The sequence below is a fragment of the Myxococcota bacterium genome (genome assembly GCA_041389495.1).
GTDB lineage: Bacteria > Myxococcota_A > UBA9160 > UBA9160 > UBA4427 > JAWKRT01.
In genome coordinates this window covers 129,034-148,659 of sequence record JAWKRT010000001.1, presented here as the reverse complement: position 1 = coordinate 148,659, position 19,626 = coordinate 129,034, and the positions used below count along the sequence as shown (strand labels likewise).

Annotated in this window: 18 protein-coding genes; 6 read left to right on the top strand and 12 right to left on the bottom strand. The window is 75.2% G+C overall.

Annotated elements, in window-relative coordinates:
* Positions 1–8: 8 nt before the first annotated feature.
* Entirely contained in the window at positions 9–797 is a 789-nt protein-coding gene (locus R3E88_00715; GenBank protein ID MEZ4214973.1) for a sulfite exporter TauE/SafE family protein, read from the top strand.
* Between the two features lie 33 nt (positions 798–830).
* Here the strand turns inward: R3E88_00715 and R3E88_00710 are convergent, their stop codons facing one another.
* From R3E88_00710 to R3E88_00695, 4 genes are all read right to left on the bottom strand, one after another.
* The gene (locus tag R3E88_00710; GenBank protein MEZ4214972.1) at positions 831–1,943 is read right to left on the bottom strand and encodes an S-(hydroxymethyl)glutathione dehydrogenase/class III alcohol dehydrogenase; all 1,113 of its coding nucleotides are present in this window, start codon (positions 1,941–1,943) and stop codon (positions 831–833) included.
* Positions 1,944–1,968: 25 nt separating this feature from the next.
* The gene (locus R3E88_00705; protein ID MEZ4214971.1) at positions 1,969–2,619 is read right to left on the bottom strand and encodes a glutathione S-transferase family protein; all 651 of its coding nucleotides are present in this window, start codon (positions 2,617–2,619) and stop codon (positions 1,969–1,971) included.
* Positions 2,620–2,675: 56 nt separating this feature from the next.
* Positions 2,676–2,828, bottom strand: a complete 153-nt coding sequence (locus tag R3E88_00700; protein ID MEZ4214970.1) for a hypothetical protein — start codon at positions 2,826–2,828, stop codon at positions 2,676–2,678.
* Between the two features lie 227 nt (positions 2,829–3,055).
* The gene (locus R3E88_00695; protein ID MEZ4214969.1) at positions 3,056–3,619 is read right to left on the bottom strand and encodes a YqgE/AlgH family protein; all 564 of its coding nucleotides are present in this window, start codon (positions 3,617–3,619) and stop codon (positions 3,056–3,058) included.
* A 140-nt stretch (positions 3,620–3,759) separates the two neighbouring features.
* Between R3E88_00695 and R3E88_00690 the strand changes: the two genes are divergently transcribed.
* Complete coding sequence (locus tag R3E88_00690) at positions 3,760–4,587, top strand: CPBP family intramembrane glutamic endopeptidase (protein ID MEZ4214968.1); 828 nt, start codon at positions 3,760–3,762, stop codon at positions 4,585–4,587.
* A 1,321-nt stretch (positions 4,588–5,908) separates the two neighbouring features.
* Complete coding sequence (locus R3E88_00685) at positions 5,909–8,326, top strand: protein kinase (protein ID MEZ4214967.1); 2,418 nt, start codon at positions 5,909–5,911, stop codon at positions 8,324–8,326.
* On the opposite strand, the gene R3E88_00680 is transcribed toward R3E88_00685, so the two are convergent.
* Complete coding sequence (locus tag R3E88_00680; protein ID MEZ4214966.1) at positions 8,323–9,066, bottom strand: hypothetical protein; 744 nt, start codon at positions 9,064–9,066, stop codon at positions 8,323–8,325. The genes R3E88_00685 and R3E88_00680 overlap by 4 nt on opposite strands.
* 387 nt (positions 9,067–9,453) lie before the next feature.
* On the opposite strand from R3E88_00680, the gene R3E88_00675 reads away from it, so the two are divergent.
* Complete coding sequence (locus tag R3E88_00675; GenBank protein ID MEZ4214965.1) at positions 9,454–10,242, top strand: dihydrofolate reductase family protein; 789 nt, start codon at positions 9,454–9,456, stop codon at positions 10,240–10,242.
* Positions 10,243–10,291: 49 nt separating this feature from the next.
* On the opposite strand, the gene R3E88_00670 is transcribed toward R3E88_00675, so the two are convergent.
* From R3E88_00670 to R3E88_00660, 3 genes are all read right to left on the bottom strand, one after another.
* Positions 10,292–11,968 (bottom strand): penicillin-binding transpeptidase domain-containing protein, encoded by a 1,677-nt coding sequence (locus R3E88_00670; protein MEZ4214964.1) that lies wholly within the window; start codon positions 11,966–11,968, stop codon positions 10,292–10,294.
* 251 nt (positions 11,969–12,219) lie between these two features.
* On the bottom strand, positions 12,220–12,777 hold the full coding sequence (locus tag R3E88_00665; protein ID MEZ4214963.1) for a NifU family protein: 558 nt from the start codon (positions 12,775–12,777) through the stop codon (positions 12,220–12,222).
* A 140-nt stretch (positions 12,778–12,917) separates the two neighbouring features.
* Positions 12,918–13,736, bottom strand: a complete 819-nt coding sequence (locus tag R3E88_00660; GenBank protein MEZ4214962.1) for a hypothetical protein — start codon at positions 13,734–13,736, stop codon at positions 12,918–12,920.
* Between the two features lie 167 nt (positions 13,737–13,903).
* Between R3E88_00660 and R3E88_00655 the strand changes: the two genes are divergently transcribed.
* Complete coding sequence (locus R3E88_00655; GenBank protein MEZ4214961.1) at positions 13,904–14,884, top strand: hypothetical protein; 981 nt, start codon at positions 13,904–13,906, stop codon at positions 14,882–14,884.
* Between the two features lie 4 nt (positions 14,885–14,888).
* Here R3E88_00655 and R3E88_00650 read toward each other — a convergent pair whose 3' ends face one another.
* Positions 14,889–15,683, bottom strand: a complete 795-nt coding sequence (locus tag R3E88_00650; protein ID MEZ4214960.1) for a hypothetical protein — start codon at positions 15,681–15,683, stop codon at positions 14,889–14,891.
* A gap of 134 nt (positions 15,684–15,817) precedes the next feature.
* On the opposite strand from R3E88_00650, the gene R3E88_00645 reads away from it, so the two are divergent.
* Positions 15,818–16,459 (top strand): response regulator transcription factor, encoded by a 642-nt coding sequence (locus R3E88_00645; protein MEZ4214959.1) that lies wholly within the window; start codon positions 15,818–15,820, stop codon positions 16,457–16,459.
* On the opposite strand, the gene R3E88_00640 is transcribed toward R3E88_00645, so the two are convergent.
* The 3 genes from R3E88_00640 to R3E88_00630 all read right to left on the bottom strand — a co-directional run bounded on the left by R3E88_00640 (position 16,456) and on the right by R3E88_00630 (position 19,536).
* Positions 16,456–17,730, bottom strand: a complete 1,275-nt coding sequence (locus R3E88_00640) for a class I SAM-dependent RNA methyltransferase (GenBank protein MEZ4214958.1) — start codon at positions 17,728–17,730, stop codon at positions 16,456–16,458. The genes R3E88_00645 and R3E88_00640 overlap by 4 nt on opposite strands.
* A complete protein-coding gene (locus R3E88_00635; GenBank protein MEZ4214957.1) occupies positions 17,646–18,077 on the bottom strand; it encodes a hypothetical protein in 432 nt (143 codons plus the stop codon). The genes R3E88_00640 and R3E88_00635 overlap by 85 nt, the downstream gene beginning before the upstream one ends.
* Before the next feature lie 187 nt (positions 18,078–18,264).
* Positions 18,265–19,536, bottom strand: a complete 1,272-nt coding sequence (locus R3E88_00630) for a hemolysin family protein (GenBank protein ID MEZ4214956.1) — start codon at positions 19,534–19,536, stop codon at positions 18,265–18,267.
* Between the last annotated feature and the right edge of the window lie 90 nt (positions 19,537–19,626).

The following is a 19,626-nucleotide window of genomic DNA, read 5'->3' as shown; positions in this document are numbered from 1 at the left end:
GGAGACGCTTGGAGACGGGAGACGCCCTCGCGCTCGGCGCGTTCTTCGGAGGCCTCGCGCCGCCCGTCGTCGCGCTGCTCTTCGCCGCCGCGTTCGCGACGGCGATCCTGTCCGCGACGATCGGCGTCGCGGGCGGCATCACGCTGCTCGCGGTGATGCTGCTCTTCCTCGATCCGCTGGTCGCGATCCCGCTGCACGGCGTCGTGCAGCTCGTCTCCAACTCGTCGCGCGCGTGGATGCTGCGGCCGCACGTGCGGCTCGACGTCGTGGGGCGCTACTCGATCCTGCTGCTGCCGTTCGGAGCGCTCGGCATCGGGCTCGCGCAGAGCCTCTCGCCGCACGTGCTGCGCGCCGCGATCGGCGTCTTCGTGCTGCTCGCGACGTGGCGGCCGCAGTGGCTCCTGCTCGGCGCGCGTCCCGAGAACGTCGACCCGCACCGGCGCTTCTTCGTGCTCGGCGGCGTGATCGGCTTCGTGAACGTGTCGATCGGCGCGACGGGCCCGCTGCTCGCGCCGTTCTTCCTGAACCTCGGACTCACGCGCTTCGCGATCATCGGCACGCAGGCGGCCTGTCAGATGCTCGGCCACCTCTCGAAGATCGTCGTGTTCGGCGCGGCGGGCTTCGCGTTCCGGGAGTGGCTGGGGCTGCTCGGGCTGCTCTCGATCGCGGCCGTCGCGGGGACGCGCGTCGGCGGCCTGCTGCTCGAGCGCGTGAACGAGCGCGTCTTCCGCGCGCTCTACAAGGGCGTGCTCACGCTGATCGCACTGCGGCTCGTGGCGGCCGAGCTGCTCGCGTGAGAGGCGCGTCGCGCCGCGCTGCCGGTCGACGCGCTACCGCAGGTCGATCACGCTGCGGATGACCTCGCCGCGGTGCATCAGCTCGAACGCCTCGTCGATGCGGTCGAGGGGCAGGACGCGGCTCACCATCTCGTCGATCTTGATGCGCCCGCGCATGTAGCGATCGACGAAGGTCGGGAGCTGCGTGCGCCCCTTCGTGCCGCCGAACGCGGTGCCGCGCCACGAGCGCCCCGTGACGAGCAGGAACGGGCGCGCGTGGATCTCCTTGCCCGCGCCCGCGACCCCGATGATGACGCACTCGCCCCAGCCCTTGTGCGTCGAGCGCAGCGCCTGCGCCATCACGTCGACGTTGCCCGTGCAGTCGAACGCGTAGTCGACGCCGCCGCCCGTCGCCTCCACGATCGCGTCCTCGACCGGGCCCGCGAGCGAGCGCGGGTCGATGCAGTCCGTCGCGCCGAACTGCATCGCCTGCTCGAACTTCTTCGGGTTCACGTCGACGCCGATCACGCGGTCGCAGCCCGCCATCGTCGCGCCCTGGATCACCGAGAGCCCGATGCCGCCGAGCCCGAACACGGCGACGGTCGAGCCGGGCTCGCACTTCGCGGTGTGGAGCACGGCGCCGATGCCCGTCGTGATGCCGCAGCCGAGCAGGCACACCTTGTCGAGCGGCGCGTCCCGTCGGATCTTCGCGAGCGCGATCTCGGGAACGACCGTGTACTGCGCGAACGTCGACGTCCCCATGTAGTGGTGGATCTTCGAGCCGCGCCACGAGATGCGACTCGTGCCGTCGGGCATGAGCCCCTTGCCCTGCGTCTCGCGGATCGCGCCGCACAGGTTCGTCTTGCCCGACAGGCAGAACTTGCACTGCCGACACTCGGGCGTGTACAGCGGGATGACGTGGTCGCCCGGTGCGAGCGACGCGACCCCGGGCCCGACCTCCTCGACGACGCCCGCGCCCTCGTGCCCGAGCACGGCCGGGAACAGGCCCTCCGGATCCTCGCCCGAGAGCGTGTACGCGTCCGTGTGGCAGACGCCCGTCGCCGCGAGCCGCACGAGGCACTCGCCCGCCTTCGGGCCTTCGAGGTCGATCTCGTCGATCGCGAGCGGCTCCCCCGCCGCGACCGCGATCGCCGCCTTCACCTTCATCGTGCTCTCCCGGGAGGCGCGCGCCTCAGCCCTTGATCGCGGCGAAGCCCGCCTTCTCTTCCTCGATCAGCTTCTTGAAGCTCGGCCGCGCGTGCACGCGCGCCACCCACGCCGCGAGCCGCGGCCAGCGCGCCGCGTCGATCGTCTCGCCCGCGTGCTCGAAGTTCACGATCGGCGACGCCACTGCGATGTCGGCGATGCCGAAGCGCCCCTCGATCGCACCGTCGCCGTCGGGCGCGCGCCGCTCGAGGTAGTCGAAGACGGGCGGAATGCGCTCCGTGAGCGCGCTGCGCACGATCTCCTCGTTCGGCTCGATCTTCATGATCATCTTGTTGATGACGCGCTGCACGAAGACGGGCGCCGTCACCTCGATCAGCTTCGTGTCCGCGTACTCCTCGAGGAAGAGCGCGTGCGCGAACGCCTCGTCGTTCGCCGGGTAGAGCGCGGGCTTCGGGTGCTTGCGCTCGAGGTACTGCGCGATCACCGACGAGTCGGGCACGCTGAACGAGCCGTCCTGGTAGACGGGGATCTTCCCGAGCGGCGACATCGCGAGGAACTCCGCGCTCGGCCCGAAGGGCATGACCGGGTTCAGCTCGTAGGCGACGCCCTTCTCCTCGAGGACGGCGCGCACCTTGCGGACGAACGGGGAAGCGTTGACACCGTGGATCGTGGGCATGGAATCGGAAACCTCCAGCGGGCCGGCGAGGGCCCGTCGCGGGCGCGGTGCGCGCGTCAGCCGCCCGTGCAGGCGCGGACGATCGCGAAGACGATCAGGAGCAGGACGAGTGGCGAGCGGAGCACCCAGCGGACGACCGGGCTCGTGCTCGCGCTCTCGGCCTCGGGCACGTCGTCGACGACGACGTCCATCGGCGCGTCCGACCTCATGCCGATCGCGAAGCGGCGGCCGACCGGACCGCCGCAGTGGACGCACGTCCGCGTCTCCGGCGGGAACGTCGTCCGACAGCGCGGACACGTCACTTCGTACTCGGTCGACGGATGCGGGCTCGCGATGACGGACCTCGGCGCGGGCGGTGGGCGCGACCGGGGAGTCTACATCGGACGGGGAGTGGGGCGCGGGGGAACCCCGCGGCTGCGTCGCAGCTCGCGCGGCGCTAGTGGACGCCGCTCGTCGGAACGAGCGTCGCCGGATCGATGCCGAGCGAGCGCACGACGTGGCTCCACATGGCTTCGGGCTCGACCGCGAAGACGACGTCCGCGGAGGCCGGCGCGAGCAGCCACGCGCCGGCGGCGATCTCGCTCTCGAGCTGGCCGGGGCCCCAGCCCGCGTAGCCGAGGAACAGGCACACGTCGTCGGGCGGTCGCTGCGCGACCTCCTCGAGCACCGCGAGCGAGCCCGCGAAGCTGATGCCCGGGATGACCCGCTGCGCGACCTGGCTCGACACGTCGAGACCGACGTCGTCGCCGAACAGCACCCATCCTGTATTGCCCTGCACGGGCCCGCCCCAGCGGACGCGCACGTCCGCCTCGCCCTGCCAATCGAGCTCGAGGCTCTCGCACAGGTCGCTCGCCGTGAGGTCGACCTCGCGGTTCAACACGAGCCCGAACGAGCCCTGGTCGCCGTGGTCGATGAGCTGCACGACGGCGCGCCGGAAGTTCGGATCCTGGAGCTGGGGCATCGCGACGAGGAGCGCGCGCGTGATGTCGGTTTCGATCACGCGCGCAGCGTAGCAGCGGGCCGCGGGCGCACGAGCGAGCGCGGACGTCACGCTTGCGGCGTCGTGCCGCCCGACGCGTGGGCGCACCGCGCCGCGCCGGTGCGCCCGGAGAACGCCCGGGCGTCGCGTAGGATCGCGGCATGGACGACCCGCACAGCAGCGAAGAGGACGGCGCGGCGACGCGCGCACGCGCTCCGATCGCGCGCTCGCTCGCGGCGTTCGCCGCCGGCGTCGCAGCGGCCGTCGCGCTCGCGGGCGCGCGCGACGTCGCGAACCGCGAAGCATTCGGGTCCGACACGGTCGCGGCCGTCGGCGCGCTCGTCGCCGCGGCCATCGGCGCCGTCGCACTCTCGGGCGCGCTGCTGCGGAGCGTGCCCGTGCGCGAGGCGCTCGCCCTGCGCCGCCCGCGGCTCGGCACCGCGCGACTCGCGCTCGTCGTCGCCGGCGTGTTCGGCGTGAGCACGCTCGCGCGACTCGCGGTGGAGCTGCTCGGCGGCACGGGCGGCAGCGGTCTCGAGCAGCTCGAGAGCGAGATCGAGACCGCGATCGACGGCGCGCGCGCGCCGAGCGTCGCGTGGATCGCCGTCGGCGTCGCGATCGGCCCCGGCGTCGCGGAGGAGCTGCTGTTCCGCGGACTCTTGCTAGGCGCGCTGCTCCCGCGCATCGGCGCAGCGCGAGCGGCCCTGCTCTCGACCGTCGCGTTCGCCGCCGCGCACATCGACCCCCTGCACGCACTCGCGGTCGTTCCGCTCGGGCTCTACCTCGCGGCGGTACGCCTCGCGACCGGCAGCACCATCGCCGCGATCGCGTGCCACGTCGCCAACAATGCACTCGCGCTCGCACTCGCGGCGGCATCGCCGGAAGCGCGCGCCGCCGGCGTCGCCGCGAGCGTCGTCGCGCTTCCCGCGGCGTGCCGCGTGCTCGCCGGGCTGGGCCGCGCGCGGCGCGAACGGGCCGGGCCCGCCTGACTAACGAGCCCGCGGCGCGCCGCGGCGCGAGCGCGCCGATCGCATGGCCGCCGGGCTCGCCGGCCGCGTGCGGGCGCGCGTGCGCGCCCGCGGGACGCCCTGTCGCTGCCTCCCGTCAGCCGGGCGCGCGCGGAAGCACCGCGCGGTCGTGAAGAGCCGCTTAAGGCACGCGCCCGCGCGCGCTCCCGAGGTGCTCAGAGGATGGGCGCCCCTGCACGTCGCGCGGGCGCGCTCTCCGTGCGGGGGTCGCGTGAAGGGGCTACACAACCGTGCGACCTCGCCGGGCCTCGGGGACGAAGGCAAGCCACCACGCGGCGGCTCGCGACCTGCTCGAAACCGGTGTGCGCCACGCGCGCGTCTCCCGTCCTCGTCACGCCCGCCTCGCTCGACGTCACCCCCACCGACGCTGCGAGGATCGATCGCGCTTCGCACGTCCCGAATCGCGCGCGGAGCGCGCGCATCGCGGCGCCGGAGCGCGACACATCGGTGGGGGCGAGAGGTCGCGTCGACCGGCGATGCGAAGCCCCGAAGCCCACTGCACGGACCGCGCTCGCCGCAGTCGCGGAGGAGCGCGTCTGCGCGGCGCGTCCGCGTCGGCGCTCGCGATGCTGGTCGCCGCGGGCCTCGACGCACGCGCCGCCGCACAGGTCGAGCCGGCCGAGCCCGCACCGACGGCGGAAAGCGCTCCCGCTGCGGACCCGACGCTCGCACCCGACCCGACGACGCCCTTCTCCGACACCGCGCCCGCGCACGTCGCGCACCCGCTCGATCGGCCCGTCTCGATCTGGGAGTCGCAGGTGCGCGAGGAGCTGCAGCGCGACATCGAGGCGCGAGAGCGCGCGGCGTGGGAGAAGCTAGGCGAGGCTCCGCGACCGCCGTCGCGCACCGCGCGGCCGTCGGCGGCCGCACCCGCGCGCGACCCCGGCTCGACCGATCGGAGCTCGTTCGCGCCGATCGCCGACGCGCACGCGCGCGCGATCGCTCGCGCCGCCATCGACGGCGGCGTCGCGTTCGAGCTCGCGGCGCAGCGCGACCTGCTGGCCGCGCTCGGCCTGCACGAAGCATCGCGCGCCGCCGCGCGCACGGCGGCCGCACTCGCACCCGACGACGCCGGCGCGTGGACGGCGCTCGCCGCCCTCGAGCTCGCGGGCGCGGGCGGCGACGAGGACGAGGCGCGCGCGGCGCTCGACCGCGCGAGCGCGCTCGGCGTGCGCCCGCTCGCCCTCGCCGCGCGGCTCGCTCCCGCGCCGCCGCCGCCGCCCGCGCGCGCCGCGCGCGCGACCCGCCCGCACCGCTGCGCGCGCCGTCGGCGCTCGACCCCGTGCGCGATCTCGCGCGCTCGCTCGCAGCCTCCGCGCGCGCGCGCGGCGCCGCCGCACTCGACGCCGTGGCGCCCGCGCGCGACGCCGCCGCGCGGGCCCTCTCGAACGCGGGGGCGCTCCGCGCGGCGCTCGCGAGCCTCGCCGCGCTCGCGCTCGTCGCGCTGCTCGCGCGCGTGCTGCGGCGGCGCGGCGATCTCGTCGTCCACCTCACGTATCCCGCCGAGCTCCGCGCGACCTTCCGCGTGCGCATCGATCGCCATCGGCGCAGCTGGAAGCGGCGCATGCCCGAATCCGACGCCGAGATCCTGAAGGGCGGCGTCGCGAGCGCGCGCGAGCACCATCTCGTCGCGCGCGAGACGCCCTTCCGCCGGCTGCCGTGCCGGCGGTACTTCGTGACCGTCGACGGCGTGCTCCAGGATCCGCACACGGGCGAGGTGCTCGAGCATCCCTTCGCGCAGACGACGGCGAACGTGCTGCACCGGCGCACGGTGCGTTGCGATCTCGACGTGACGCCCGCCGCCGCGCCGGTCGACGTGGTCATCGCATGGGACGGCCAGGCGCCGCGCGAGGCGATCGTCGCGGCGCGCGGGCACGCGAAGGGGCCGGTCGAGGTCGAGGGCGGGCGCGTGCGGCTGCGTCTTCCGCTCGGCACGCACGCGATCGTCGTCGGAAGCGGCGACCGCGTCGCCGAGCGCAGGGTCGCGGTGCGATCGCACCTGCCGAGCGCCGTCGACGTCGAGCTCGGCCAGGGCGGCGCGGTCGTGTTCAAGGCGTGCCCGCCCGCCGTCGAGCCCTACGTCGCCGGGCGCATCGAGGCGGCTGCGCAGGCGCTCGCGCGCGACGGCCAGAGCGGCGCCGCGCACCGCCTGCTCGCGCGCCGCAACGCCGAGCTCGGCCGCACGGCCGAGGCGGCGCTCCACCACGAGGCGGCGGGCGACTTCCTCGAGGCCGCCGAGCTGCACGCACAGCTGCGCAACTACGCCCACGCGGGCGAGCTCTTCGGTCGCGCCGACGACCCGGTGTCGGCCGCCGAGATGTTCCAGATCGCGGGCGACCCGGTGCGGGCGGGCCGCGCGTTCGAGCAGGCGCGCGACTTCGACAGCGCCATCGCCTGCTACCGCGAGGCGGGCGACGCGGCGAGCTGGGTCGAGGCGCTCGAGCGGCGGGGCGACGTGTTCGAGGCCGCGCGCACGGCGCTCGAGCACGACCTCCCCACGCGCGGCATCCGGCTGCTCCAGCGCGTCGCGCCCGACGATCCGAACTACGCGGACGCGTGCCTTCTGCTCACCGACACGTTCGAGCGCGAGCGCCACTTCGACCTCGCGGCGCGCAAGCTGTCCGACTACTTCGCGGTGACGAAGCCCGGCGGCGCACCGGCCGAGCTCTATGCCCGCCTCGCCGACCTGCACGAGCGCGCGGGCGACATCGAGAGCGCGCTCGACGTGCTCGAGACGCTGCGCCTGCAGGATCCGAGCTACCCGAACCTCGCGACGCGCACCGAGCAGCTGCGCAAGGCGCGCAGCGCGAAGCGCCACGTCCCGATCGCGCTGCTCGGCGACGACGCCGGCCTCGCTCCCACCATCCTGCTCGCCGACCAGCGCTACGAGCTGATCGAGGAGATCGGGCGCGGCGGGATGGGCGTCGTGTGGCGCGCGCGCGACCGGCGCCTCGGGCGCGTCGTCGCGCTGAAGCGGCTCTCCGACTCGCTGCGCGACCATCCGCGCGCGGTCGAGCTCTTCCTGCGCGAGGCGCGCGCCGCGGCTTCGCTCAACCACCCGAACATCGTCACCGTCTTCGACGCCGACCAGGAGGACGGCACGCTGTTCATCACGATGGAGCTGCTCGACGGCCAGCCGCTCCACCAGCTGCTGCGCCGGCGAGGTCGCCTCGCTTCGAGCGAGATCGCGCACATCGGATGGCAGGTGTGCGCGGGCCTGCAGTACGCGCACGAGCGCGGCATCGTCCACCGCGACGTGAAGACGGCGAACCTGTTCGTGTCCCCCGACCAGCGCGTCAAGATCATGGACTTCGGGCTCGCGAAGGTGGCGGAAGAGGTGCGCCGCAGCGCGAGCCTGATCGGCGGCACGCCCTACTACATGGCTCCCGAGCAGACGCTCGGCGGCGAGATCGACGCGCGCGCCGACCTGTACGGCCTCGGCGTCACGCTGTTCGAGCTCGCGACCGGTCGGGTTCCGTTCCCGGACGGCGACCCGCAGCACCACAGCCGCCACACCGCGCCGCCCGACCCGCGCGAGCTCGCGCCCGACGTCGACGACACGCTCGCCGCACTCGTGCTCGAGCTGCTCGCGAAGGATCCGGACGCGCGGCCGGCGTCGGCCGCGGAGGTCGCGCGCCGACTCGCGCCGCTCGACCCGCTACGCCCCGCGGAGCGCACGGCGCCGAGCGCGTCGAACTAACGAAGATCGGGCGGAGACGAGGCGACGTCGACGCCGGCGAGCGCGTCGACCGCGCCGCCCGCACCCGCGCTCTCGAGGAAGATGGCCTCGCCGAGCGGCGAGAACGACACGACGCCGAGGCCGATCGGCGTCTCGACCTCGATCGTGCCCACCGCGTTCACGTACCCGCGCGACGCGTCGAACGGCACCGCGGCGACGCCGCGGCACGCCTCGCCACCCGGCTCGACGCGCGGGTCGCAGTGGCGGAAGAGCCGCTTGCCGAAGAGCTCGCGCGGCGCGCGGAAGCCCGCCGGCTCGAGCGTGCTCATGCGGACGCGGACGCGGGCCTCGGTCACGGTCGTGGCGAAGCCCCACGCGACCTCCTGCTCGATCACGCCGTCGACGCCGGCTTCGACGACGTCGCCGGTCGCAGGATCGAGCAGCCACACGAAGTCGGCGAAGCTCTCGGGCCGCGCGCGCTCGCCCTCGAAGAGGTGGGCCGCGACGAGGCGCCCCGCGATCGCGATTCGCACGAGCCCGTCGGCGCGCCGCTCGAGGTGCGCGGGGAGCGGGTCGCCCCAGCTCGCGTCGAGCGTCGACGGATCGGTGCGCGGCGAGCGCTCGAAGCGCACGGCGACGTCGCGCGCGCGCGCGTCGCGGAGGTCGAGCGGCTGCGCGCCCGCCGCGCGCGGCGCGCTCACGCCCGCCAGCACGGCGAGCGCGGGAAGGACCAGAGCGGCGTGTGCGAGCGGCGATCGCATCGTTCGACTCCCGACGGCCGAGCCTCCCTTCGCATCCCGGGGCGACACGCGTCAGTGCAAGTGCGGTACCGCGCCGCACCGCGTCGAAGCGAGCTGTGCAACTCTCGTGCAGCCGGCGGCGCAAGCGCGGGGATGCGCGCGTCGCGCGCCGCGCCGCGAGCGGCGTGACGCGGCCGCGGTTGCCGCGGCGGCGCCGGCAGCGCGCGGCAACGCACTTCCGCGGGGCCGGCGCGAAAGGGAACCGCGCTTCCGCGGGACCCGCACGATCGGGAACCGCGCTTCCGCGGGGCCCGCACAGAGCGGGGAACCGCGCTTCCGCGCGACCCGCACAGAGCGGGGAACCGCGCTTCCGCGCGCGATCGGCGCGCGCTTCCTCGGAGGCCTGCGATGGCGAGTGCGACGAGCCCGGCGGAGTCGGTGAGCGCGAAGCTGCGCGAGCTGTACGGCGAGGATCCTGCGCGCGACGAAGGCGTGCTCCACGTCGTCGCCGCGTGGCAGGCGCCCGACGGCCGCCTTCCCGTGCTCGCGATCGGGCCGTCGTCGCCCGCGAGTCCGCGCGACGCGTTCGCGCTGCGGGCCGCGCGCATGCGCGCCGACGCGATCGTCACGACGGGCCGCATCCTCCGCGACGAGCCCGACGTGACGCACGCCGAGCGCGACGCCGCGCTGCTCGCGTGGCGGCGCGAGCGCGTCGGGCGGGCCGAGCCTCCGCGCAGCGTCGTGCTGACGACGGGCGCTGCGCTCGACGCGCGACACCCGCTCCTGCGCGCCGATCCGCCGCCCTGGCTCGCGACGGGTCGCGCGCACGCGCGCGCGCTCCGCGCCGCCGCGCCCGGGCTCGAGACGATCGAGCTCGAGCCACCGAGCCTCCGGGCGCTCCTCGATGCGCTCGCGCGGCGCGGTGCGCGGACGACGCTCGTCGAGGCGGGCCCGTCGACGGCGCGCGCTCTCTACGATGCGCCGGTCGCGGTCGACGAGCTGCTGCTGTCGATCCTGGAGGAGCCGGCCGCGGACGACCCGCGCGCGGGCGGCCGGAGCGCGGCGCCCGCGCTCGCGGGCGAGCTGCCCGCGCCGGCCGCGCTCGACGCGGCGCTCGGTGCGCCACGCCACGCGAGCCGCTGGCGCGAGCCGAGCGGCGGGTGGCGCTTCGAGCGCCGCCGCCGCGACACTCGTTAGCGCGACGCCGAGAGGGCGCGCGTCCGCGCGAGGCGACGACGTCGCCGCACTAGCGCGACGCGACGACCTCGCGCGCGAGCGGCGGTGTCGACGCGACGGCGCCGAGGTCGCCGGTGAAGCGCGCGACGCGGTCGCCGCTGCACTGGCGGCCTTCGCAGAAGAGCTCGGCGAAGACCTCCGCGGCGACCTGCGACGACGTCGCCCACCAGCGGTTGCCGTGCGCCTGCACGACCGCGACGGCGACGCGCGGCGCTTCCGCCGGCGCCACGCCCGCGAACCATTCGTAGCGCGCTCGCGGGTGCGTTCCGGAGAGGTTGCCCGTCTTCCCGGCGACGCGGACGTCGCCGAGGCGCGGCCCGCGCCGCGTGCGGAACGCGCGCCGCGCGGTCCCGTTCGTCGTCGTCCGCACGAGCATGCTCCGCACCTCGCGCGCGGTGGCCGCCTGCATCGCGCGCGCCGGCGCCGCGCGCTCGGGCAGCGCGAGCGCGCGGCCGTTCGCGTCGACGACGCGATCGATCCACCACGGCTCGACGAGCAGGCCCTGGTCGAGCGTCGCGGCGAGCTGCGCGGCGTGCAGGACGGTGATGCGCGTCGGCGCGAGGCCCGAGCCGAGCTTCCCGAGTCCGTAGTCGCCCTCGCCGCGCTCGATGTGCGCCGACTCCTGTCCGGGCGCCGCCGACACCGTCCAGCCGAACCGCTCGAACGCGTCGACGAGCGGGCGCTCGCCGAGCGCGTGCACGGCGAGCTGCGCGAAGCACTGGTTGTACGAGCCGGCGATCGACTTCTCGAGCGACGCCTCGGTGCCGCCGCGCGCGGGGTGCACGCGCGCGGCGGTGAGGCGGTACGGGCTCCCCTGGAACCGGCACGGCACGAGCGCGCGCCGGCGATCGTTCTCGAGCGCGGCGGCGGCCGTCACGACCTTCGCGAGCGAAGCGGCGGGATAGGCGCGCTCGGGCGGGAGCGCCTTCGGGTCGGTCGACGCGAACGCGAGCACGCGCCCCGTCTCGACGTCGAGCACGACGACGTGGCCGCGCTCGACGCGCACGCGATCGAGCACGCGGAAGACGCGGCGCGTGAGCTCGGCGTCGAGCGTGTACTCGATGCGCAGCGGCCCGGAGGCGCCGCGCGGGTCGGCGACCTGCTCGACGAGGCGCGCCGGGAGGCCGTCGGCGAAGGCGGCGGCGACGGCGGTGCCGCCGACGTCTGCGGTGGAGGCGAGCTCGAGGGCGCGGCGCGAGGCGGGGAGGCGCGCGAGCAGCTCGGGCGGCGCGCTCGCGGGCCCGCCGAGGCGCGCGGCGACGACGGGCGGCGCGGACACCGCGGCCGGCGCGCGGTCCGTGTCGCTGCGAGCGCGGCGCGGCGCGGGAGCGGCGGCGGCCGGCTGGATCAGGGTCGCGGCCGCGACCTGTGCGGGCGGCGTCTCCGGGAACACCGCGGCGAGATCGACGGGCTCGCGTTGGTCGCGCGCGCCCGAGGGCACCGCGAGGCTCCCGAGTGCACCGAGCGAGGCGGCGAGCGCGAGGAGTGTCGCGCGCCCGCGCGCCGTGAGGATGCGACCGCGGCCGAGTGCGCGATCGGAGCGTCCGAGCAGGTCGATCTGCCGGCGGCGGCGCTGTGCGCGCCGCGCGCGGCTCCCGCGCGGCGTCAGCCCGAGCCGCGCGCGCGATTCGTCGTCGCGCGGCCATCCGTCCCGCCAACCGTTGCGACCGAGCGACCAGCGACCCAAGGCGTCCTCCACGCGCCTCGACGCGCAGCGTGCGCGCCGACGCGCGGCGTCGCGCGGCGGCGCTCTCGGGCCGTCCGCGCGTTCGGCGGGGGGTGGCGCGGCCCGCCCGGCCGGGCCGAGCGCACGCCGCGATTGCGATGGGGGGCTGTATCGGTCGGCCGGGCCAGGGGGTTGGCACCGGCATCTGCGCCGCGTGCGGCCGGCGCGCAGGGGGCGCGTCGTCGGCAGCGCGTCGGCGTTCGAGGGGGAGCTTAGACCGCCACGACCTCCTCGACCTCGGGAATCTGCTCCTTCAATCGCGCCTCGATTCCCATCTTGAGAGTGATCGTCGAGCTCGGGCAGCCGGAGCACGCGCCCTGGAGCACGAGCTCGACGACGCCGTCGCGAAAGCCCGCGAAGCCGATCTCGCCGCCGTCCTGGGCCACGAAGGGCCGGATGTCGCGGTCGAGGACCTCGAGGATGCGAGCCACCACGCCGCCTTCGTCCGCGGCGGCGGGCGGAATCCAGCCGGGCCCGAGCGCCGGCTCCCCGGTCGCGGCCCACGCCTTGATCGCGTCGACCACGGGCTGGGCGAGATCGGTCCACTCGCTCTCCGCGCCCTTCGTGATCGTCACGAAGCTCGGCCCGAGGAAGACGCCGACCACGCCTTCGACCTCGAACAGCGCGGCCGCGAGCGGCGACGCGTCGGGCGCGGGTGCCTCGCCGAAGTGCGCGCCCGCGGCGGCGGCGGCGACGGGCTGGCTCAGCACCCACTTGATGCTGTCGGGGTTCGGCGTGCGCTCGGCGTGCATGCGGAAGCCGATGTCCATGGGTCGCTCGCACCTTCCGGTCGGACGCCCGCGCGCGCGGGGGACGCGCGCGCGAGGAGCGGGCAGGGTAGGGCGGAAGCCGGTGCCGGCCAAGCGCGCGGACGCGCGTGCGACGGCGCGCAGCAGGCAGCGGGCAGCGCTCAGCCGAAGAGCGCAGCCTCCGCGCCCGCGAGGTCGCAGACCGCGAAGCCGAGCGCGCGGGCGCGGGCGCGCTCGCGCTCCGAGTTGTACCCCCACGCCGCGAGCGCGCAGCGGACGCCGAGCGGCGCGACGTCCTCGAGGTGATTCACCTTGTCGTCGACGAACGTGACGTCGGAGAACGCCGCACCGGTGCGCTCGCGGAGCGCCGCGAGGTGCGCGCGCTTGCTGCGCCCGGCCTCCTTGTCGAGCACGAGCGCGGGCGGGAAGAGGTCGGCGATCCCGTAGGCCGCGAGCAGGCGCTCGACCGCGGGGCGATCCTTCGCCGTGGCGATCGCCAGCGTGCGCGCGCCGGCGCGCCGCCGCAGGAGTGCGACGAGCTCGGGATACGGGCCTAACAATCCCACCCACCCGTCGGGGTCGGCGGCCGCGAGCGCGTCGCGCTCGGCGTAGAAGCGCCCGTGGAAGCGCTCGGCAAAGGACGGGTCCTCGTCCGCGAGCGCTCGGGCATGCGCGTCGTACGCCTCCTGGCTCGGGAGCGCGAGCCCGCGATCGAAGGCCGCGAGCTCGACGCCGAAGTCCTCGGCGCGGTTGCCGAGCGGCATCGCATCGACGAACGCGCCGTACAGCTCGCTCGCCGCGACGCGGGCGCGCGCCGCGCGCCCGCCCTCCGCCCACGCCGCCTCGACGCCGGCGAGGGTCTCGCGCAGCGACGCCGACGCGCCCGGGCGCAGCGCGACGTAGGTTCGCAGCGCGACGAAGAAGGCCTCCGTCGCGCTGTCCGAGATCACACCGTCGAAGTCGAGCGCGAGCACCGGCACGGCGCGGCAGGCTACCCGCCCGTCGATGGGTGCGGAAGCCCCGCGCGACGGCGCGGTCGGCGGCGACATCGTTATGCGACTCGCCGCGTGATCCGCGCGCGGCACGGCGCGAACGTGCGAGCGCGCGCCGCGCTTGCGCGGCGCGGCCCCGGGCTATGCTGCGCGGCGTGAACGTCGACGCGCGCAACCTCCTCCGCAGGCTCGTCCCGTGGGCCATCTCCGCGGTCGCGCTCGGCTACGTGTTCGGCTTCGCGATCGACTGGAAATCGATCCCCGAGGTCACGGCGCGCGCCAATCTGCCGCTCTTCCTCGCGGTCACGGTCGCGGACAAGCTGCTGTTCTTCCTCGTCTGGGGCTTCATCCAGGCGATCGCGATCCGGCGGCTCGTCGAGCCCGTCGCGATCCGCCGGGTGCTCGCCGTGAAGGCGGGCGCCGAGCTCGTGCGCACCGTGAACAACTCGCTCGGCGACGCCGCGTTCTTCTACGGCGTCTCCCAGCTCGTGCGCGGGCGGCTCGCGGCGGTGGTGGCGGTCGCGGGAGTGCCGTTCGGCTGCCACTTCGGCGTGCTGCTGCTCCAGGCGACGGCGTCGCTCGTGTTCCTCGACGGCGGAGCGGCCGCCCACCGCGAGGTCGTCGCCGCGGTCGCGTTCGGCTGGACGGTGGCGGGCGCGATCCTCGTGGCCTCGCGGTTCGGCGTCTGGGAGCGGCTCCTCGAACGCCTCGGACTCGGCAAGTGGTGGTCGGGCTTCGCGGCGCGCGACCTCGTCCCCTTCGTCGGGATGTTCGTCGTCTTCGCCGCGCTCGACGTGCTCGTGCAGGGCCTCGCGACGCGCGCCTTCGGCGTGCCGATCCCGTGGTCGGCCCTGATGGCGCGCATCCCCATCCTCTATCTCGCGATCTCGATCCCGTCGCTCGGGAACTTCGGGGTGCGCGAGATCGCGTGGTCGAACCTGTTCGCCGACTACGGGACGCGCGAGGAGCTGATCGCGTTCGCGCTGTGGACGAACACGATCTTCCTGCTGATGCACGTCGGCATCGGTGTGCTCTTCGTCGCCCGCGCCATCGAGCTCGCGCGCGGGGTACGCGAGGCGCGCCGCGAGGGCGACGCCGTGCCCGAGCCGCTGCTCCACGAGGCGGCCGACCGCTGACGCGTTAGCGCTCGCGGCGGTCCGCCTCGTCGGCCGCCTTCGCGTCGGCGCGGTACGCCGCCGCCGCGGGCGCGCGGCGCACCACCACGACCTCCTCCGATCGCGCACGCACGCCCACGCCGTCGCAGACGCGCTCGAGCAGCGCGACGACGTCGCCGTGCAGCTCGTCGCGCCGCATCGCGCGCGCGATCCCGGCGGGCGAGATCGCGCGGCCGAGCTCGCGCGCGAGCGGGCCGCGCGGGGCGAGCAGGCGCTTCGCGTCGACGCCCCCCGAGCGCGTGCGGAAGCGCGACCCGCGGCCGAGCTCGTCGATCATCCTCGCGATCTCGTCCGAGCCGTCCTCGCAGCGCGCGTGGCGGACGATGGCGTCCGGAACGAGCAGGTAGCTCTCGATGTGGCGCTCGGGCCAGGTGAAGAACTCGAGCCCGGGCTCCTCGTCGGGAATCGCGTGCGCCTCGTCGTCGCGGTCGAGCACGCAGAGGCCGCGCAGCGCGGGACGCGCCGCCCGCTCCCGACGGAAGTGCTCGAGTGCGCGCGCCGGCCGGCGCCCGCCGAGGATCACGGCGGCGGCCTCGATGGCGCGGTCGAGGTCGCGCGCGTAGCGGCGCGCCCAGCTGCGCAGGATGTCGCTGTCGCCCGGGCCCTCGACGTAGAGCACGAAGGGGCGGCGGGCTCGCCTAACATCGTCGCCCGCCCGCGCCTCGCGGCGCCGTCCGTCGCGCGGGCCACGGGACCGCGCCGCGCCGTTCGCCTCGGCGACGGCGCACCCGCCCGCGAGCCGGATTGCTGCGTCCTGCATCATGTCGGCTCCGCTTCCGTATCGGGACGGAGTAGGCCTCCCCCTCCCATTCGGGGTTTCCCGTAGGTCGCGACGCAGATCGCGCCGTGAAAACCCGGTCGCCCGATCGACGCACCCACGTGTACCCTAGGAAGGTGACGCGCGTAATCATCGCCGACGATCACGGCATCGTCCGCGAGGGGCTGCGGAGGCTCCTCGAATCCGAGATGGGACTCGAGGTCTGTGCCGAGGCGAGCGACGGGCGCGAGGTGCTCGAGCAGACCGAGAGGCACGAGCCCGACGTGGTCGTCCTCGACATCACGATGCCCCGGCTCGGCGGGCTCGAGACCCTCGAGCGGCTGCGAGCCCGACACCCGAAGATCAAGGTCATCCTGCTCTCGGTCCACAGCGACCCGCCGTTCATCCAGAGCGCGATCGCGCTCGGCGCCGACGCCTACGTGCTCAAGAACGGGCGCGCCGCCGAGATCGTCACCGCCGTGCGGGCGGTGACGAAGGGCGGGAGCTACTTCAGCCCCGCGGTCGCGCGCGAGATCGTCGAGCAGCTGCGCTCGCCGGGCGGCGGCCCGGCCGAGCCGTTCACGCTGCTGTCGACGCGCGAGCGCGAGGTGCTGCACCTGATCGCGGAGGGGCTGTCGGCGAAGGAGATCGCCGCGGACCTGAAGATCAGCACGAAGACGGTCGAGGCCCACCGCACGAGTCTCATGCGCAAGGTAGGCGTGCGCAAGGCGACCGAGCTCGTTCGCTATGCGCTGCGCCACGGCCTGATCGAGCCCTAGCCGCCGTCGCGTCGCGGAGCCGCACCCGGCGCCTCGCGCTCGAACAGCGCGAGCGCCTCGACGTGCGCGGTCTGCGGGAACAGATCGAAGCCTTCGAGCGCCGCCAGCCGGTAGCCGCGGGGAACGATCTCCGCGGCGTCGCGCGCGAGCGTCGCCGGGTCGCACGACACGTAGACGATGCGCGGCGCGCCGCACGCGGCGAGCGCGGCGGCGAGCCCGCGGTCGAGTCCGTCGCGCGGCGGGTCGAGCACGACGACGTCCGGCGCCGCCCGTTCGACGCGCACGAGCGCGCGATCGGCGCGGCGCGTGACGACCTCGACGTTCGCGCGCCCGGCGCGCGAGAGGTTGAACACGAGGTCGTCCGTCGCGCGCGCGCTCACCTCGACGGCGAGCACGCGCTCGAAGGCGCGCGAAAGGCCCAACGTGAAGAGGCCCGCGCCCGCGAACAGCTCGACCGCCGCGGCGCCGCGACCCGCGCGCGCGAGCACGCGCTCGACGAGCCGATCGACGAGGCTCGCGTTCGCCTGCGCGAAGACGCCCGGCGAGATGCGGAGCCGGTCGCCCCGCACGACGGTCTCGATCGCTTCCGGCGCGGCGTCGCCGTCGCGCGGGCTGCCGAGCTCGTGCACGCGGACGGAGCCGTCTGCAGCGAGCGCGAGCTCGACCTCGCCCTCCGCGCCCTCGGCGCGCGAGATCGCGTCGGAGAGCGCGGGCTCGAGCACCGGGCACCAGTCGATCGCGCATACCTCGTGCGAGCCGCGCCGCCGGAACCCGGCGACGCCGCCGCCCGCGACGAGCCGCGCGCGCTGCCGGTATCCGTACGGCTTCGGCGACGCGTGGAAGGCGACTTCGCCGGGGAGCGCGAGGCGGGCGATGCGCTCGATCGCGTCGTGCAGCAGTGCGCGCTTCGCGTCGACCTGCGCGGCATAGTCGACGTGCTGCCAGTCGCAGCCGCCGCACTCGCCGAACCACCCGCAGCGCGGCGCGACGCGCTGCGGGCCCGGCGTCTCGATCTCGACGAGCTCGGCGCGCGCGAACCGCGCGCGCAGCTCCGTGATGCGGATGCGCGCGACGTCGCCGGGCGCGGTCAAGGGAACGAAGACGGCGCGGCCGTCCGCGAGGCGGCCGACGCCGCCGCCGCCCGCGGCGAGCCGCTCGATCGCGACGGTCTCCTCGCTCCCGGTCGCTACGGCGCGTCCTCCCCGGCCGCGCCCTCGGAGGGCACGAGCCGCACGGCGACCGCGCTCGACCGGTCCGCGACCAGCGACCAGAGCCGGTCGGCGAGCCCGTACTTGCGGGCGAACGCCTCGTTCACGGCGGCGCGCACGTCCGGCGCGTCGGCGACGACGGCCTCGAAGCGCTCGCGCTCCGCCTCGGGAAGCGCGTGGCGGCTGCGCGAGAGCTCGACGCGCGGACGCGCGCGGAGCCGCTCGAGCCAGTGGTTGTCCGGGCTCGACGCGCGCAGGTAGTCGTCACCTGCGACGCGCGCGATCCAGAGCTGCGTCTCGAACTCGCCGCCCGCCGCGTCGCGCGTGTGGAGCGTGACGACCTCGCCTTCGGGAACGAGCAGCGCGCTCGTCGTCAGCACGGCCGCGACGGCGGCGAGTCCAAGCATCATCCGGCGCATGCGAAGCCGATGCACTCGTCGCTCCGAGCCTCGTGCCGCGGCACGTCCCGCCGCGCGGATCCCGCGCCGCTCCCGCCGGCCCGCGCGACACCGCGCCGCGCCCGCGCTCACGCTCACGCTCACGCTCACGGCGGACCATGATTACCGGAGGGCGCCGCGCCGAGCCACGCGCGCGCGGTCAGCCGTCGGCGTCCTCGCGCCCCTCGTCGATCTCGTGCACGCGCACGCGCGCGATGCGGCTGCCCGACACGTCGACGACCGTGAACTCGTAGCGGCCGACGCGCACGCGCTCGCTGCGGCGCGGCGCGTGGCCGAGCGTGTTGAAGACGAGCCCGCCGAGCGTGTCGCCGCGCTCGGCCTCGATGCTCCAGCCGCTCTCGCGGTTGAAGTCGAGCACGGTCACCGAGCCCAGGGCCTCGAAGCCGCCCTCGGGCAGCCGCCGGATCGTCAGGAGCTCCTCGGTGTCGAACTCGTCGCGGATCTCGCCGACGATCTCCTCGAGGATGTCCTCCTGCGTCAGCAGGCCCTGCGTGACGCCGAACTCGTCCTTCACGACCGCCATGTGGCAGAGCGAGCGCTGCATGTCGGTGAGCAGCGGCAGGATGAGCTTGCGCGCGGGCACGCGCAGGACGGGCTTCAGGATTCCCTCGACCGAGGTCCCGCCGGCGCGCACGAGCGAGACGAGATCCTTCAGGTGCACGAGCCCCTGGATGTCGTCGATCGAGCCCTTGTAGATCAGCGCGCGCGTGAAGCGCTCCTCGAGCAGGTCCTCGAGCAGCTGGGCCGCCGGCTCGTCGAGCGAGTACGCCGTGATCTCGGTGCGCGGCACCATGATCTCCTCGACCGTCATGTCCGCGGCCGCCGAGGTCGCGCCGATGATGGCGAGCGGCGTGCTCGTCTCCATGCCGTCGCTCACGGCCTGGCGGGCGAGCCGCAGCACGTCCTCGGGCGACAGGGCCTCCTCGCCCTCCGCGCCGCCGGTGATGCGCCGCACGAGCGGCTCGACGATGCGGTCGAAGAGGAAGTGCACGGGCCGCAGGAGCTGGTGCAGCAGGTAGAGCGGCAGGCCGATCGAGAAGGCGATGCGACGCGGGTGGCGCGCGGCGACCGCCTTCGGGATCACCTCGCAGAAGACCAGCACCGCGACCGTCATGAAGAACGTCGAGACGGGAATGCCGAGCTCGGGGCCGAGCAGGCGGATCGCGAGCGCCGCGGCGACCGACGCGCCGAGGATGTTGACGACGTTGTTGCCGAGCAGGATCGTGACGAGGAGGCGCGAGGTCGAGCCGAGCAGGTCGCGCACCGCGACCGCACCCGGGCCCTTCGATTTCTCGAGCTCCTCCTCGAGGTCGTGGCTGCGCAGGCGGAAGAGCGCCGTCTCGCTGCTCGAGAAGAACGCCGACCCGGCCAGGCAGGCCGCGATCACGAGCGCGTAACCTATGAGATCCAAATGACTTCCTCGCTTCCGGGCCAGCGGGCCGGGCGGGCCGCGGCGAGCGGGGCGGGGCGTGCGGGCGCGCGGCCTTCGGCGCGCTCGGTG

Excerpts from the sequence above, each read along its gene's own strand:
- R3E88_00710 (MEZ4214972.1), bottom strand. The coding sequence starts at position 1,943 with ATGAAGGTGAAGGCGGCGATCGCGGTCGCGGCGGGGGAGCCGCTCGCG.
- R3E88_00705 (MEZ4214971.1), bottom strand. The coding sequence starts at position 2,619 with ATGCCCACGATCCACGGTGTCAACGCTTCCCCGTTCGTCCGCAAGGTG.
- R3E88_00700 (MEZ4214970.1), bottom strand. The coding sequence starts at position 2,828 with ATGAGGTCGGACGCGCCGATGGACGTCGTCGTCGACGACGTGCCCGAG.
- R3E88_00690 (MEZ4214968.1), top strand. The coding sequence starts at position 3,760 with ATGGACGACCCGCACAGCAGCGAAGAGGACGGCGCGGCGACGCGCGCA.
- R3E88_00680 (MEZ4214966.1), bottom strand. The coding sequence starts at position 9,066 with ATGCGATCGCCGCTCGCACACGCCGCTCTGGTCCTTCCCGCGCTCGCC.
- R3E88_00675 (MEZ4214965.1), top strand. The coding sequence starts at position 9,454 with ATGGCGAGTGCGACGAGCCCGGCGGAGTCGGTGAGCGCGAAGCTGCGC.
- R3E88_00665 (MEZ4214963.1), bottom strand. The coding sequence starts at position 12,777 with ATGGACATCGGCTTCCGCATGCACGCCGAGCGCACGCCGAACCCCGAC.
- R3E88_00650 (MEZ4214960.1), bottom strand. The coding sequence starts at position 15,683 with ATGCAGGACGCAGCAATCCGGCTCGCGGGCGGGTGCGCCGTCGCCGAG.
- R3E88_00635 (MEZ4214957.1), bottom strand. The coding sequence starts at position 18,077 with ATGATGCTTGGACTCGCCGCCGTCGCGGCCGTGCTGACGACGAGCGCG.